Source organism: Pseudomonas frederiksbergensis, from assembly GCF_003732665.1.
GTDB lineage: Bacteria > Pseudomonadota > Gammaproteobacteria > Pseudomonadales > Pseudomonadaceae > Aquipseudomonas > Aquipseudomonas frederiksbergensis_G.
The window spans coordinates 99,449-115,739 of record NZ_MOBP01000015.1 but is presented as its reverse complement, the minus strand read 5'-3'; the positions used below and the strand labels follow the sequence as shown (position 1 = coordinate 115,739).

The 16,291-nt window shown below is 57.7% G+C and carries 12 protein-coding genes; 11 read left to right on the top strand and 1 reads right to left on the bottom strand.

Translation table 11 applies throughout. From position 1 onward, the window contains the following. The first annotated feature begins 50 nt into the window (after window positions 1-50). Both BK665_RS24200 and BK665_RS24195 read left to right on the top strand, forming a co-directional pair. Window positions 51-362 (top strand): DUF485 domain-containing protein, encoded by a 312-nt coding sequence (locus tag BK665_RS24200; RefSeq protein ID WP_123409104.1) that lies wholly within the window; start codon window positions 51-53, stop codon window positions 360-362. Beyond that, complete coding sequence (locus BK665_RS24195) at window positions 359-2,017, top strand: cation acetate symporter (protein WP_123409103.1); 1,659 nt, start codon at window positions 359-361, stop codon at window positions 2,015-2,017. Before BK665_RS24200 ends, BK665_RS24195 begins: the two co-directional genes overlap by 4 nt. A gap of 1,122 nt (window positions 2,018-3,139) precedes the next feature. On the opposite strand, the gene gltA is transcribed toward BK665_RS24195, so the two are convergent. Further along, window positions 3,140-4,429 carry a citrate synthase gene (gene gltA / locus BK665_RS24190; protein WP_003222994.1) on the bottom strand — a complete coding sequence of 430 codons (1,290 nt, stop codon included), beginning with the start codon at window positions 4,427-4,429 and terminating at the stop codon, window positions 3,140-3,142. Window positions 4,430-4,778: 349 nt separating this feature from the next. Here gltA and sdhC point away from each other — a divergent pair, with 349 nt between their 5' ends. The 9 genes from sdhC (at window position 4,779) to sucD (ending at window position 16,163) form a co-directional block, all read left to right on the top strand. Then, window positions 4,779-5,165: a succinate dehydrogenase, cytochrome b556 subunit gene (gene sdhC, locus BK665_RS24185; RefSeq protein ID WP_178076575.1), complete on the top strand. Its 387-nt coding sequence runs from the start codon at window positions 4,779-4,781 to the stop codon at window positions 5,163-5,165. Next, complete coding sequence (sdhD, locus tag BK665_RS24180; protein WP_123409102.1) at window positions 5,159-5,527, top strand: succinate dehydrogenase, hydrophobic membrane anchor protein; 369 nt, start codon at window positions 5,159-5,161, stop codon at window positions 5,525-5,527. Before sdhC ends, sdhD begins: the two co-directional genes overlap by 7 nt. Window positions 5,528-5,530: 3 nt before the next feature. Continuing rightward, on the top strand, window positions 5,531-7,306 hold the full coding sequence (gene sdhA / locus BK665_RS24175) for a succinate dehydrogenase flavoprotein subunit (RefSeq protein ID WP_054049455.1): 1,776 nt from the start codon (window positions 5,531-5,533) through the stop codon (window positions 7,304-7,306). Window positions 7,307-7,317: 11 nt separating this feature from the next. Continuing rightward, window positions 7,318-8,022 (top strand): succinate dehydrogenase iron-sulfur subunit, encoded by a 705-nt coding sequence (locus BK665_RS24170; protein WP_123409101.1) that lies wholly within the window; start codon window positions 7,318-7,320, stop codon window positions 8,020-8,022. Window positions 8,023-8,282: 260 nt separating this feature from the next. Continuing rightward, window positions 8,283-11,114 (top strand): 2-oxoglutarate dehydrogenase E1 component, encoded by a 2,832-nt coding sequence (locus tag BK665_RS24165; protein WP_123409100.1) that lies wholly within the window; start codon window positions 8,283-8,285, stop codon window positions 11,112-11,114. A 42-nt stretch (window positions 11,115-11,156) separates the two neighbouring features. Next, entirely contained in the window at window positions 11,157-12,380 is a 1,224-nt protein-coding gene (gene odhB / locus BK665_RS24160; RefSeq protein WP_054049461.1) for a 2-oxoglutarate dehydrogenase complex dihydrolipoyllysine-residue succinyltransferase, read from the top strand. Window positions 12,381-12,478: 98 nt separating this feature from the next. Further along, the gene (lpdA, locus tag BK665_RS24155; RefSeq protein WP_123409099.1) at window positions 12,479-13,915 is read left to right on the top strand and encodes a dihydrolipoyl dehydrogenase; all 1,437 of its coding nucleotides are present in this window, start codon (window positions 12,479-12,481) and stop codon (window positions 13,913-13,915) included. Window positions 13,916-14,115: 200 nt separating this feature from the next. Continuing rightward, a complete protein-coding gene (gene sucC, locus BK665_RS24150; protein ID WP_008148602.1) occupies window positions 14,116-15,282 on the top strand; it encodes an ADP-forming succinate--CoA ligase subunit beta in 1,167 nt (388 codons plus the stop codon). Then, complete coding sequence (gene sucD, locus BK665_RS24145) at window positions 15,282-16,163, top strand: succinate--CoA ligase subunit alpha (protein WP_008148605.1); 882 nt, start codon at window positions 15,282-15,284, stop codon at window positions 16,161-16,163. Before sucC ends, sucD begins: the two co-directional genes overlap by 1 nt. Window positions 16,164-16,291 lie beyond the last annotated feature (128 nt).

Sequence of the window (16,291 nt, the reverse complement as noted above, 5' to 3'; positions counted from 1 at the left end):
CATAGAGTGGATACGTTCTAACAATAATCTGTGCTGCGAGGATAAAAACAATGAACGACAGCATTTACCTCTCGATTCAAAACAGCCCGCGCTTCAAGGAGCTGGTTAGTAAGCGAGAAAAGTTCGCCTGGATTCTATCGGCGATCATGCTTGGGCTTTACTCCGGATTCATCCTTTTGATTGCTTACGGGCCGCATATTCTAGGGGCGAAAATCAACCCTGAATCTTCGATTACCTGGGGGATACCGATTGGTGTCGGGCTGATTCTTTCGGCCTTTATCCTGACTGCAATCTACGTACGACGCGCCAATGGCGAATTTGACGACCTGAACAATGCGATTCTCAAGGAGGCTCAGCAATGATCCGGCGTCTAATGGCTCTATTGAGCATCGCAGCCTTCGCACCAGGCGCCTGGGCGGCTGAAGCCCTGACCGGCGAAGTGCACAAACAACCGCTCAACGTGTCCGCGATCCTGATGTTCGTGGCGTTTGTCGGCTTGACCCTGTGCATCACCTACTGGGCCTCCAAGCGCAACAACTCGGCGGCCGACTACTATGCGGCCGGCGGCAAGATCACCGGTTTCCAGAACGGTCTGGCGATTGCCGGTGACTACATGTCGGCAGCGTCCTTCCTGGGGATTTCCGCGCTGGTGTTCACTTCCGGCTACGACGGCCTGATCTACTCGATCGGCTTCCTGGTGGGCTGGCCGATCATTCTGTTCCTGATCGCCGAACGCCTGCGTAACCTGGGCAAGTACACCTTTGCCGACGTGGCGTCCTACCGCCTCGGGCAAACCCAGATCCGCACGCTGTCCGCCTGCGGTTCGCTGGTGGTGGTGGCGTTCTACCTGATCGCGCAAATGGTCGGCGCTGGCAAGCTGATCCAGCTGCTATTCGGCCTCGACTACTACGTCGCGGTGATCCTGGTCGGCATCCTGATGTGCATGTACGTGCTGTTCGGCGGCATGTTGGCGACCACATGGGTGCAGATCATCAAGGCTGTGCTGTTGCTGTCCGGTGCCTCGTTCATGGCGCTGATGGTGATGAAGCACGTCAACTTCGACTTCAACATGCTGTTTTCCGAAGCGATCAAGGTTCACCCTAAAGGTGAAGCAATCATGAGCCCGGGCGGGCTGGTGAAAGACCCGGTTTCGGCGTTCTCCCTGGGCTTGGCCCTGATGTTCGGTACGGCGGGCCTGCCGCACATCTTGATGCGCTTCTTCACCGTGAGTGACGCGAAAGAAGCGCGTAAAAGCGTGCTGTATGCGACTGGCTTCATCGGCTACTTCTACATCCTGACCTTCATCATCGGTTTTGGCGCGATCCTGCTGGTCAGCACCAACCCGGCCTTCAAAGATGCGGCGGGCGCCCTGTTGGGTGGCAACAACATGGCGGCGGTGCACCTGGCCAACGCGGTGGGTGGCAGTATTTTCCTGGGCTTTATCTCGGCGGTCGCCTTTGCCACCATTCTGGCAGTTGTGGCTGGTTTGACTCTCGCAGGTGCGACGGCGGTGTCTCACGACCTGTACGCCAGCGTGATCAAGAAAGGCAAGGCTAACGACAAGGATGAGATCCGCGTTTCGAAGATCACCACCGTCTGCCTGGGTGTGTTGGCGATTGGTCTGGGCATCCTGTTCGAAAGCCAGAACATCGCATTTATGGTGGGCCTGGCGTTCTCCATCGCGGCGAGCTGTAACTTCCCGGTGCTGCTGCTTTCCATGTACTGGAAGAAGCTGACGACGCGCGGTGCGATGATTGGTGGCTGGTTGGGTCTGGTGAGTGCTGTGGGCTTGATGGTGCTTGGGCCGACCATTTGGGTGCAGATTCTGCATCACGAGAAGGCGATCTTCCCGTATGAGTACCCGGCGTTGTTCTCCATGGCGATTGCCTTTGTCGGGATCTGGTTCTTCTCGATTACTGACAAGTCGACTGCAGGTGTAAACGAGCGGGCGCTGTTCTTCCCTCAGTTTGTGCGTTCGCAAACTGGTTTGGGGGCGAGCGGGGCGGTTTCGCACTAAGGCCTTTATATAAGCTGCGCTAATTAGAAATGCCCTGGTCGAGAGATTGGGGCATTTTTTTATGGGCGATTATCGGACCCTGTGGGAGCGGGCTTGCTCGCGAAGGCGGCCTCACTGCTGACGTTTTTGTCGCGGATGTACCCCGATCAAATGTGGGAGCTGGCTTGCCTGCGAAGGCGGCCTGGTAGCCGACCTGTTATTTGTTGATTGGGTACATATCCGTTGCTGCGGTAACGGCCACTTAGGGTTTCGCCCTTACGGCGACTCACTTTTTTTTCAAACGCCAAAATAAAGTAAGCAAAAAAAGGCTCGCCCCGAGCGTCCGGCCCCTCGCTTAGGCTCGGCGTGCCTTCGTTCCGGTATTCATCTGGGGGCATCGCCTCCGGTCGGCTTCGCTTCGACCTCCTCTCGATGTGTTCGACTTCGTCGAACGGCGCTTCGCGCCTGCCCCCCAGATGAACACCTCCACTCAGCCTTCCGAAGGGGCGGGTAGATCAAGATCACAAGCCAAGCTAAAGCGAGGCGGCCTGCGGGCCGACCTGGCTTTACGACGCTGCGCGGGGCTGATCGCTGATCGTTCCCATGCTCTGCGTGGGAATGCCGCCGGGGACGCTCTGCGTTCCGCTGTCGACGCGAGGCTTGAGTTCTTCGCAATGGTGACGCGGAGCGTCACGGGATGCATTCCCACGCGGAGCGTGGGAACGAGCGGTCGGTCGGGTGTACGCGCAGGTAAAACAGGCCTGCCGGTAGGCCGCCTCGCCGTGCGATGCACGCCCCCTCGAGAGGCCGAGTGGAGGTTCTGCGTAGTGGGCAACCCGGCATGGATGCCGGGTTAGCCGCCCCCGGCCATGGATGGCCGATGGCGGCGGGCCCACGGAGCAGGACCGGAGCGAGGGCATGCCGAGCCTAGGCGAGGCACCGAACGAAAGGGGCAAAAGCGCTTTGGTTACTTTCGCGCTTTTCGAAAGTGACTCGCTGTAAGAGCGAAACCATAGGAAGCCGTTACCGAAAAAACGGATATGCCCCCGATCAAGGACTCAATAATCCAGCACAAACAAAAACGGCCTCTAATAAATAGAGGCCGTTCCCGGTACAACTTAAGACGTTATCGCAAGACAAGCCTTATTTGCGGTCTTCCAGCTTGGTGATATCACGCGACTCGTAGCCGGTATACAACTGGCGCGGACGGCCAATCTTGTACGGGCTGGAGAGCATTTCTTTCCAGTGGGAGATCCAGCCGACAGTCCGCGCCAAAGCGAAGATCACCGTAAACATGCTGGTCGGAATGCCGATCGCCTTGAGGATGATCCCCGAGTAGAAGTCGACGTTCGGATACAGCGAGCGCTCGATAAAGTACGGATCGGTCAGGGCGATCTCTTCCAGGCGCATGGCCAGTTCGAGTTGCGGATCGTTATTGATCCCCAGTTCCTTCAGCACTTCGTCGCAGGTCTGTTTCATGACGGTAGCGCGTGGGTCGCGGTTTTTGTAAACCCGGTGACCGAAGCCCATCAATTTGAACGGATCGTTCTTGTCCTTGGCCTTGGCGATGAACTTGTCGATGTTCGACACATCGCCAATTTCGTCCAGCATGGTCAGGACCGCTTCGTTCGCGCCGCCGTGGGCAGGGCCCCAGAGTGCAGCGATACCGGCGGCGATACAGGCGAACGGGTTGGCACCCGAAGAACCGGCCAGGCGTACGGTCGAAGTCGATGCGTTCTGCTCGTGGTCGGCATGGAGGATGAAGATCCGGTCCATGGCCTTGGCGAGTACCGGGCTGATCGGTTTGATCTCGCACGGGGTGTTGAACATCATGTGCAGGAAGTTTTCCGCGTATGTCAGGTCGTTGCGCGGGTACATCATGGGTTGGCCCATGGAGTACTTGTAAACCATCGCGGCCAGGGTCGGCATCTTGGCAACCAGGCGGATCGCGGAGATTTCGCGATGCTGCGGGTTATTGATGTCGAGGGAGTCGTGGTAGAAGGCCGAGAGGGCGCCGACTACACCGCACATGACGGCCATTGGGTGGGCGTCGCGACGGAAGCCGTTGAAGAAGGTCTTCAACTGCTCGTGGACCATGGTGTGGTTCTTCACGGTGCTGACGAACTGGGCCTTCTGTTCTGCGGTCGGCAGTTCGCCGTTGAGCAGCAGATAGCAGGTTTCCAGGTAGTCCGACTTTTCAGCCAGCTGTTCGATCGGGTAGCCGCGGTGCAGCAGAATGCCGTTGTCGCCGTCGATATAGGTGATCTTCGACTCGCAGGAGGCGGTCGACATGAAGCCAGGGTCAAAGGTGAAACGGCCCGTGGCCGTCAGGCCCCGAACATCAATTACATCGGGACCAACGGTGCCGGTTAAAATGGGCAGCTCGACGGGGGCTGCGCCCTCGATGATCAACTGCGCTTTTTTGTCAGCCATGTGGCCTCCTATTTATGCTTGAAATCATCAGACAGACCCCCCACGCAGGGCCCGCACCACTATAGTGAGATAAATTCGAATGTCAATTTGCCTAAAGTCTTGCTCCAGAAGGCTTTAACCCGACTTTTTCCTCGAAATTACCTGCCATTTACGCCTTTTATCCGACTTGTGCAATGAGCTATTAGGGGAAGGTGATTGCGTTGTCATTAGTAGCCTAACTGTCTATACTCGGCCACCGACCGCCAGGGGCTTTTGGGCCTGCTTTGCTGGGGGTCGCATCCCTGGGTGGTGGTTACCTGACCAGTGCACTCCCCAACAACTTTGCCCTGATTGTTAGGGGCTCTTCAGTGTGAAAAAAGCCGTGAAAAGCCAACGACCTGTAAACCTAGACCTAAGGACCATCAAACTCCCCATCACCGGCGTTACGTCGTTTCTTCACCGTGTTTCCGGCATCATCCTCTTCCTGGGCATTGGCTTCATGCTGTACGCATTGAGCAAATCCTTGGGTTCCGAGGAAGGTTTTGCCGACGTGAAGGCAACCTTGACCAGCCCGCTGGCCAAGTTCGTAGCATGGGGCCTCCTGTCCGCTCTGCTGTATCACCTGGTAGCCGGTGTGCGCCACTTGATCATGGACATGGGCATCGGTGAGACGCTGGAAGGCGGCAAGCTGGGCTCGAAAATCATTATCGCCGTGTCTGCGGTGTTGATCGTTCTGGCGGGAGTTTGGATATGGTAACCAGCGTTACGAACCTGTCGCGTTCAGGCCTCTATGACTGGATGGCACAGCGTGTGTCTGCGGTTGTTCTCGCGGCTTATTTCATCTTCCTGATCGGATACCTCGCTACGCACCCTGGCATTGGCTACGTCCAATGGCATGAGCTGTATGCAAGCAACGGAATGCGTATCTTCAGTCTGCTGGCCCTCGTGGCCCTGGGCGCACACGCCTGGGTTGGCATGTGGACCATCGCGACCGACTACCTGACGCCAATGGCGCTGGGCAAGTCCGCGACTGCAGTACGTTTCCTCTTCCAGGCAGTATGCGGCGTTGCGATGTTCGCCTACTTCGTCTGGGGTGTGCAGATTCTTTGGGGTATCTGATTCATGTCTACTACAGTTAATACGCTTTCGTTCGACGCCATCATCGTTGGCGGTGGCGGTGCCGGCATGCGCGCTGCCTTGCAGTTGGCACAGGGCGGTCACAAGACTGCCGTGGTTACCAAGGTTTTCCCTACTCGCTCGCACACCGTATCCGCACAGGGTGGCATCACCTGCGCCATCGCTTCGGCCGATCCGAACGATGACTGGCGCTGGCACATGTACGATACCGTCAAGGGTTCCGACTATATCGGTGACCAGGACGCTATCGAATACATGTGTTCCGTAGGCCCGGAAGCGGTTTTCGAGCTCGAGCACATGGGTTTGCCGTTCTCCCGTACCGAACAGGGCCGCATTTATCAGCGTCCGTTCGGCGGTCAGTCGAAAGACTTCGGTAAAGGTGGCCAGGCTGCCCGTACCTGCGCTGCTGCCGACCGTACCGGTCATGCACTGCTGCACACCCTGTACCAGGCCAACCTGAAGGCCGGCACCGTATTCCTCAACGAATACTATGGCGTCGACCTGGTGAAGAACGAAGATGGTGCCTTTGTCGGCATGATCGTCATCTGCATCGAAACTGGCGAAACCTCCTACGTCCGCGCGAACGCCACCGTATTGGCGACCGGCGGTGCAGGCCGTATCTACTCGTCCACCACCAATGCCCTGATCAACACCGGTGACGGCGTCGGCATGGCGCTGCGTGCAGGCGTGCCGGTACAAGACATCGAAATGTGGCAGTTCCACCCGACCGGCATCGCCGGCGCCGGTGTACTGGTTACAGAAGGCTGCCGCGGTGAAGGCGGTTACCTGATCAACAAGCACGGCGAGCGTTTCATGGAGCGTTATGCTCCGAACGCCAAAGACCTGGCTGGTCGTGACGTGGTTGCTCGCTCGATGGTTAAAGAAATCATCGCCGGCAACGGTTGCGGTCCGGATGGCGACCACGTAATGCTGAAACTCGATCACCTCGGTGAAGAAGTTCTGCACAGCCGTCTGCCAGGCATCATGGAACTGTCCAAGACCTTCGCTCACGTCGATCCAGCCGTGTCGCCGATCCCGGTCGTTCCAACCTGCCACTATATGATGGGTGGCGTGCCGACCAACATTCATGGTCAGGCGATTACTCAGGACGCTGAAGGCGTTGACCAGATCATCCCGGGCCTGTTCGCTGTTGGCGAAGTGGCTTGCGTATCGGTTCACGGTGCCAACCGTCTGGGCGGCAACTCGCTGCTCGACCTGGTGGTATTCGGTCGTGCTGCCGGCCTGTTCCTGGAACAGACCCTGAAAGAAGGCGTCGACTACGCTCGCCCACGCCAGTCCGACATCGACGCTGCCCTGGCACGTCTCGACGGCCTGAACGCGCGGACCGAAGGCGAAGACGTCGCCACCCTGCGTAAAGAACTGCAAAGCTGCATGCAGAACTACTTCGGTGTGTTCCGTACCGGCGAATACATGCAGAAGGGTATCGCTCAGTTGGCTGATCTGCGTGGCCGTATCGCCAACGTCAAGATCAACGACAAGAGCCAGGCGTTCAACACCGCCCGTATCGAAGCGCTGGAACTGCAAAACCTGCTGGAAGTGGCCGAAGCCACCGCCATCGCTGCAGAAATCCGCAAAGAGTCCCGCGGCGCTCACGCCCGTGAAGACTATGAAGATCGCGACGACGAAAACTGGCTGTGCCACACCCTGTACTTCCCGGGTGACAAGCGCGTAACCAAGCGTGCCGTGAACTTCTCGCCGAAGACTGTTCCGACTTTTGAACCTAAGATTCGGACTTATTAAGGGTGGCTGCCATGTTGAAAGTCAGTGTTTATCGCTACAACCCTGATCAGGACGCCGCGCCGTTCATGCAGGAATTCCAGGTCGATACCGGTGGTAAAGACCTGATGGTGCTGGACGTGCTGGCCCTCATCAAAGAGCAGGACGAAGGTTTCTCCTATCGTCGCTCTTGCCGTGAAGGTGTTTGCGGTTCCGACGGCATGAACATCAACGGCAAAAACGGCCTGGCCTGCGTTACGCCGCTGTCTTCTGTCGTAAAAGGTAACAAGCTGGTTGTTCGTCCTCTGCCTGGTTTGCCGGTTATCCGTGACCTGGTCGTCGATATGAGCATCTTCTACAAGCAATACGAGAAGGTGAAGCCATTCCTGCAGAACGACACGCCGGCTCCGGCCATCGAACGTCTGCAGACCCCGGAAGAGCGTGAAAAGCTCGACGGTCTGTACGAGTGCATCCTGTGCGCTTGCTGCTCGACCTCGTGCCCATCCTTCTGGTGGAACCCGGACAAGTTCCTGGGTCCAGCTGCCCTGCTGCAAGCGTACCGCTTCCTGGCAGACAGCCGTGACACCAAGACTGCCGAGCGTCTGTCTTCGCTGGATGACCCGTTCAGCGTATTCCGCTGCCGCGGGATCATGAACTGCGTCAACGTCTGTCCGAAAGGCCTGAACCCGACTAAGGCCATCGGTCACGTACGTAACATGCTGCTGCAAAGCGGCGTGTGATACAGGCTGTAACCGCAGGACCGTTGTACCCGTAGATGCTACGGCGCAGGCTTCAACCGGCGCCGTAGTTTTAACCTGGGCAGCAGCCCATAAAGCTGCGGCTCTTATTTTGAAGAAATGAGACAAGCAGGGGCATCCGGGCTGGTACCCGGACTATCAGCGTGATCCTAAGTGGCTTGTTTTGGTCGCTGCATTCGGACTTCTGCAAGTTTGCTCGGTGTCGACGCCGGTGGTGTTCCCCTAACCGAGGGTGACCAAGCATGCAAGAAAGCGTGATGCAGCGCATGTGGAACAGCGCCTACCTATCCGGTAGTAACGCTGCCTATGTGGAAGAGCTCTACGAGCTCTACCTGCACGACCCTAACGCTGTGCCAGAAGAGTGGCGCACCTACTTCCAGAAGTTGCCCGCTGACGGCAACACTGCCACCGATGTTTCGCACTCCACGATTCGCGATCATTTCGTCTTGCTGGCAAAGAACCAGCGCCGCGCCCAACCGGTTTCCGCCGGCAGCGTGAGCAGTGAGCACGAGAAGAAGCAAGTTGAAGTGCTGCGATTGATCCAGGCCTACCGTATGCGTGGCCACCAGGCAGCCCAGCTTGACCCGCTGGGGCTGTGGCAGCGTCCTGCACCTGCAGACCTGTCGATCAATCATTACGGCTTGACCAATGCCGATCTTGATACGACCTTCCGTGCCGGCGACCTGTTCATCGGCAAAGAGGAAGCGAGCCTACGCGAAATTCACGAAGCGTTGCAGCAGACATATTGCCGCACCATCGGCGCTGAATTTACGCACATCACCGATTCCGAGCAGCGTCACTGGTTCCAGCAGCGTCTGGAAAGCGTGCGCGGCCGTCCGACGTACTCTGCCGACATCAAGAGCCACCTGCTCGAGCGCGTCACGGCCGGTGAAGGCCTGGAAAAATACCTGGGCACCAAATACCCGGGTACTAAGCGTTTCGGCCTGGAAGGCGGCGAGAGCCTGATTCCAATGCTCGATGAGCTGATCCAGCGTTCCGGTTCCTACGGCACCAAGGAAATCGTCATCGGCATGGCCCACCGTGGCCGTCTCAACGTGCTGGTCAACACCTTCGGCAAGAACCCGCGCGAGCTGTTCGACGAGTTCGAAGGCAAGAAGAAGGTCGAGCTGGGTTCCGGTGACGTTAAATATCACCAGGGCTTCTCGTCCAACGTCATGACCGCCGGCGGTGAAGTTCACCTGGCCATGGCCTTCAACCCGTCCCACCTGGAAATCGTATCTCCAGTGGTCGAGGGTTCGGTTCGCGCCCGTCAGGATCGTCGTAACGACCCTACCGGCGAGAAGGTTCTGCCGATCTCCATCCACGGTGATGCTGCATTCGCAGGTCAAGGCGTGGTGATGGAAACCTTCCAGATGTCGCAGACCCGCGGTTTCAAGACCGGCGGCACCGTGCACATCGTGATCAACAACCAGGTCGGTTTCACCATCAGCAACCCGCTGGACTCGCGTTCCACCGAGTACGCCACCGACGTCGCGAAAATGATCCAGGCGCCGATCCTCCATGTGAATGGTGATGATCCGGAAGCCGTATTGTTCGTGACCCAGTTGGCCATCGACTACCGCATGCAGTTCAAGCGTGACGTGGTAATCGACCTGGTCTGCTACCGTCGTCGCGGCCACAACGAAGCTGACGAGCCTAGCGGCACCCAGCCTCTGATGTACCAGCAGATCACCAAGCAGCGCACCACCCGTGAGCTGTACGCCGAACGCCTGACCCAGGCCGGTGTGGTTGATGATGCACGCGTACAGGCCAAGATCGACGAATACCGCAACGCGCTGGACAACGGTCTGCATGTTGTGAAAAGCCTGGTCAAAGAGCCGAACAAAGAGTTGTTCGTGGACTGGCGTCCGTACCTGGGCCACGCCTGGACTGCACGTCACGACACGCGTTTCGACCTGAAAACCTTGCAGGAACTGTCCGCCAAGCTGCTGGAAATTCCGGAAGGCTTCGTGGTTCAGCGCCAGGTCTCGAAAATCTACGAAGACCGTCAGAAAATGCAAGTCGGCGGCCTGCCGATCAACTGGGGTTACGCCGAAACCATGGCGTACGCAACCCTGGCGTTCGAAGGTCACCCGATCCGCATGACGGGTCAGGACATCGGCCGCGGTACGTTCTCGCACCGTCACGCTGTTCTGCACAACCAGAAAGACGCCGGCAGCTACATTCCGCTGCAGAACCTGTACAAAGGTCAGCCACGTTTCGACTTGTACGATTCGTTCCTGTCCGAAGAGGCCGTACTGGCGTTCGAATACGGTTACTCGACCACCACGCCTGAAGCGCTGGTGATCTGGGAAGCCCAGTTCGGCGATTTCGCCAACGGTGCCCAGGTGGTAATCGACCAGTTCATCACCAGTGGCGAGCACAAGTGGGGCCGTCTCTGCGGTCTGACCATGCTGCTGCCGCACGGTTATGAAGGTCAGGGTCCGGAGCACTCTTCGGCACGTCTGGAGCGTTACCTGCAACTGTGCGCCGAGCACAACATTCAGGTAGCAGTACCGACCACGCCGGCTCAGATCTATCACTTGCTGCGTCGTCAGGTTATTCGTCCGCTGCGCAAGCCGTTGATCGTTCTGACTCCGAAGTCGCTGTTGCGTCACAAGCTCGCCATATCGACCCTGGAAGATCTGGCCGAAGGTTCGTTCCAGACCGTTATCCCGGAAATCGATGCCCTGGACCCGAAAAAGGTCGAGCGCATTGTTCTGTGTAGCGGCAAGGTCTACTACGACCTGCTGGAAAAACGCCGTGCCGAAGGTCGTGATGACATCGCCATCGTGCGTATCGAGCAGCTGTACCCATTCCCTGAGGACGACTTGAACGAAGTCCTGGCTCCGTACACCAACCTCAAACATATCGTTTGGTGTCAGGAAGAGCCGATGAACCAGGGTGCCTGGTACTGCAGCCAACACCACATGCGCCGCATCGTGGGCAATCACAACAAGGCGCTCGTTCTCGAGTACGCCGGCCGTGATGCTTCCGCCGCACCGGCTTGTGGTTATGCATCGATGCACGCTGAGCAGCAGGAAAAACTGTTGCAAGACGCCTTTACTGTTTAACGCCTTCGCGCACCTGAAACCGAATTTAAGGACCCACAGATAATGGCTATCGAAATCAAAGCCCCCACTTTCCCGGAATCGGTTGCCGATGGCACCGTTGCCACCTGGCACAAAAAACCAGGCGACGCCGTCAAGCGTGATGACCTGATCGTCGATATCGAAACCGACAAAGTGGTACTGGAAGTGTTGGCCACCGCTGATGGCGTGCTGGGCGCTATCGTCAAGAACGAAGGCGACACCGTTCTGTCCGACGAAGTCCTGGGCTCGATCGAAGAGGGCGGCGCTGCTGCTGCCGCTCCGGCTGCTGCCGCTGCTCCGGCCGCTGCACAAGCTGCTGCTCCGGCTGCCGAAGGCGAAGACGATCCTGTTGCTGCACCGGCTGCTCGCAAGCTGGCTGAAGAAAACGGCATCAACATCGCTTCCGTTGCCGGTACAGGCAAAGGCGGTCGTGTGACCAAGGAAGACGTTGTAGCTGCTGTTGCTGCCAAGAAAGCCGCTCCGGCTGCCGCGCCTGCCAAGGCTGCTGCCCCGGCTGCCGCCGCTCCTGTGTTCGCCGCTGGCGATCGCATCGAGAAGCGCGTACCGATGACCCGCGTGCGGGCCACCGTTGCCAAGCGTCTGGTAGAAGCCCAGTCGAACATGGCGATGCTGACCACGTTCAACGAAGTCGACATGACCGAAGTCATGGCCCTGCGTTCGAAGTACAAGGATCTGTTCGAGAAGTCCCACAATGGCGTACGCCTGGGCTTCATGTCGTTCTTCGTCAAGGCTGCCACCGAAGCGCTGAAACGCTTCCCGGCTGTCAACGCGTCGATCGACGGTGCTGACATCGTTTACCACGGTTATGCCGACGTTGGTGTTGCCGTTTCCAGCGACCGTGGCCTGGTTGTACCGGTCCTGCGTAACGCCGAACTGATGAGCCTGGCTGAAATCGAAGGCGGCATCGCTGCTTTCGGCAAGAAGGCTCGTGACGGCAAGCTGTCGATGGACGAGATGACCGGTGGTACGTTCACCATCACCAACGGTGGTACTTTCGGTTCGATGATGTCGACTCCGATCGTCAACCCGCCGCAAGCGGCCATCCTGGGCATGCACAACATTCTGCAGCGTCCTATGGCGATCAACGGTCAGGTCGTTATCCGTCCGATGATGTACCTGGCTCTGTCCTACGATCACCGTCTGATCGATGGCAAAGAAGCTGTGACCTTCCTGGTTACCATCAAGAACCTGCTGGAAGACCCGGCTCGTTTGCTGCTGGATATCTGATAGAAGCGGCTGCAGGTTTCAGGTTTCAGGTTGCAAGCAATTGCAGCCTGGCTTGAGGCTTGCGGCTTCAAGCTTGTTGCCAAAAGAGGATTTTTTGAATGTCGCAGAAATTTGACGTAGTAGTGATCGGTGCGGGCCCTGGCGGCTACGTGGCTGCCATCAAGGCAGCGCAACTGGGTCTCAGCACTGCCTGCATCGAGAAATACACCGACAAGGAAGGCAAACTGGCTCTGGGCGGTACTTGCCTGAACGTCGGCTGCATTCCTTCCAAGGCGCTGCTGGACAGCTCCTGGAAATACAAGGAAGCCAAAGAAGGCTTCGCGATCCACGGTATCAATCACGCTGGCGTGACCATGGACGTGGCGGCAATGGTTGGCCGTAAAGCCAACATCGTCAAAGGCCTGACCTCTGGCGTTGCCACCCTGTTCAAGGCCAACGGCGTCACTTCCCTGCAAGGCCACGGCAAACTGCTGGCCGGCAAGAAAGTCGAGCTGACCAAGCCAGACGGCACCGTTGAAATCATCGAAGCCGAGAACGTGATCCTGGCATCCGGCTCGCGTCCGATCGACATTCCACCGGCTCCGGTTGACCAGAACGTGATCGTCGATTCGACTGGCGCACTGGAATTCGCGGCCGTACCTAAGCGTCTGGGCGTGATTGGCGCTGGCGTGATCGGTCTGGAACTGGGTTCGGTATGGTCCCGCCTGGGCGCTGAAGTCACCGTTCTGGAAGCCCTGGAGAAGTTCCTGCCAGCGGCTGACGAAGCGGTTTCCAAAGAAGCCTACAAAACCCTGACCAAACAAGGTCTGGATATCAAGCTGGGCGCTCGCGTCACCGGTTCCAAAGTGAATGGCGACGAAGTCGTTGTGAACTACACCGATGCCAATGGCGAACAGAACATCACCTTCGACAAGCTGATCGTTGCCGTTGGTCGCCGTCCAGTGACCACCGAGCTGCTGGCGGCTGACAGCGGTGTGAACATCGACGAACGTGGTTTCGTTTTCGTTGACGACCAGTGCGCTACCAGCGTTCCGGGCGTTTTCGCAATCGGTGACGTGGTTCGCGGCATGATGCTGGCGCACAAGGCGTCCGAAGAAGGCATCATGGTTGTAGAACGCATCAAGGGCCACAAAGCCCAGATCAACTATGACCTGATCCCGTCTGTTATTTATACTCACCCGGAAATCGCGTGGGTCGGTAAAACCGAGCAAACCTTGAAAGCTGAAGGCGTTGAAGTTAACGTCGGCACTTTCCCGTTCGCAGCCAGTGGCCGTGCCATGGCAGCCAACGATACCGGCGGTTTCGTGAAAGTCATTGCTGATGCCAAGACTGACCGCGTACTGGGCGTCCACGTGATTGGCCCGAGCGCTGCAGAACTGGTTCAACAAGGCGCGATCGGTATGGAATTCGGCACCAGTGCCGAAGACCTGGGCATGATGGTTTTCTCCCATCCGACCCTGTCCGAAGCCTTGCACGAAGCTGCTCTGGCAGTGAATGGCGGCGCCATTCACATCGCCAACCGCAAGAAGCGTTAAGACAAGACAATAAGAAACCACGGCGGAAGGCCCGTCGTGAGCCTTGCGTGCAAGACTCACCGCGGAATGTCCGCCGGACGCAGCCTTGCGTAGTCTCACCGGTTATCCGGAACACCTACGCAAGCAGCAGTCACAGGTGGTGCGGCACTTGAACGAGTGCAGCACCGAATGCGCAGTACCTAACGAAGACGGTAATAAGCATGAATCTTCACGAGTATCAGGGTAAGCAGCTGTTCGCTGAGTACGGCCTGCCAGTATCCCAGGGTTTCGCCGTAGACACCCCGGAAGCAGCAGCAGAAGCGTGCGACAAAATCGGCGGGACCGAATGGGTTGTCAAAGCCCAGGTTCACGCAGGTGGTCGCGGTAAAGCGGGCGGCGTCAAGCTGGTTCGCAGCAAAGAAGACGCCAAGGCATTCGCTCAACAGTGGTTGGGCAAGCGTCTGGTGACTTACCAGACTGATGCCAATGGCCAGCCAGTCACCAAGATCCTGGTTGAATCGTGCACTGATATCGCTAAAGAGCTGTACCTGGGCGCTGTCGTTGACCGTTCGAGCCGTCGCATCGTGTTCATGGCTTCCACCGAAGGTGGCGTGGACATCGAGAAAATCGCTCACGACACTCCAGAAAAAATCCTGAAAGCCACTATCGATCCACTGGTTGGCGCTCAGCCATTCCAGGGTCGCGAGCTGGCATTCCAGCTGGGCCTGGAAGGCAAGCAAGTTGCTCAGTTCGCCAAGATCTTCGTAGGTCTGGCCAAGCTGTTCAAGGATCACGACCTGGCTCTGCTGGAAGTGAACCCGCTGGTGATCAAGGCTGACGGCGATCTGCATTGCCTCGATGCCAAGATCAACATCGACGCCAACGCCATGTACCGTCAGCCTAAGCTGAAGACTTTCCACGATCCGTCGCAAGACGATCCGCGCGAAGCGCACGCTGCCAAGTTCGAACTGAACTACGTAGCACTGGAAGGCAACATCGGTTGCATGGTCAACGGTGCTGGCCTGGCCATGGGCACCATGGACATCGTCAACCTGCATGGCGGCAAACCAGCCAACTTCCTCGACGTGGGCGGCGGTGCTACCAAAGAACGCGTTACCGAAGCGTTCAAGATCATCCTGTCCGACACTAACGTCGCTGCAGTACTGGTCAACATCTTCGGCGGCATCGTTCGTTGCGACATGATTGCCGAAGGCATCATCGGTGCAGTGAAAGAAGTCGGCGTGAAAATCCCGGTTGTTGTTCGCCTTGAAGGCAACAACGCTGAGCTGGGCGCTAAAGTACTGGCAGAAAGCGGTTTGAACATCATCGCTGCTACCAGCCTGACCGACGCTGCTCAACAAGTTGTCAAAGCTGCGGAGGGCAAGTAATGAGCGTCCTGATCAATAAAGACACCAAAGTTATCTGCCAGGGTATTACCGGTTCGCAAGGTAGTTTCCACACCCAGCAAGCCATCGAATACGGCACCAAGATGGTTGGCGGCGTAACTCCTGGCAAAGGCGGCACCGAACACCTGGGTCTGCCAGTGTTCAACACCGTGAAAGACGCTGTAGCTGCCACTGGCGCCACCGCCAGCGTGATCTACGTTCCAGCTCCTTTCTGCAAAGACTCCATCCTGGAAGCAGCCTTCGGCGGCATCAAGCTGATCGTTTGCATCACTGAAGGCATTCCTACCCTGGATATGCTGGATGCCAAGGTCAAGTGCGACGAACTGGGCGTAGTCCTGATCGGTCCTAACTGCCCAGGCGTGATCACTCCAGGCGAATGCAAGATCGGCATCATGCCAGGTCACATTCACTTGCCAGGCAAGGTCGGTATCGTTTCCCGTTCCGGCACCCTGACCTACGAAGCTGTGAAGCAGACTACTGACGCCGGTTTCGGTCAGTCGACTTGCGTCGGCATCGGTGGTGACCCGATCCCGGGTTCGAACTTCATCGACATCCTGAAGCTGTTCCAGGAAGACCCGAAGACCGAAGCGATCGTAATGATCGGTGAGATCGGCGGTTCGGCTGAAGAAGAAGCGGCTGCCTACATCAAGGCACACGTGACCAAGCCGGTTGTTTCCTACATCGCTGGTGTGACTGCCCCTGCAGGCAAGCGCATGGGCCATGCTGGCGCAATCATCTCTGGCGGCAAAGGCACTGCAGACGAGAAGTTTGCTGCCCTGGAAGACGCAGGCGTTAAAACCGTGCGTTCGCTGGCAGACATCGGCAAGGCTTTGTCCGAGCTGACCGGTTGGGCGATCAAATAAGCCTCGCGCTTAACTGACGCTTCACCAGACAAAGGCCACCTTCGGGTGGCCTTTGTTGTTTCTGGAAGTTGTAGTGTCTTTGCGGGCCTCTTCGCGAGCAAGCCCGCTCCCACATGGGATCTTCTGCG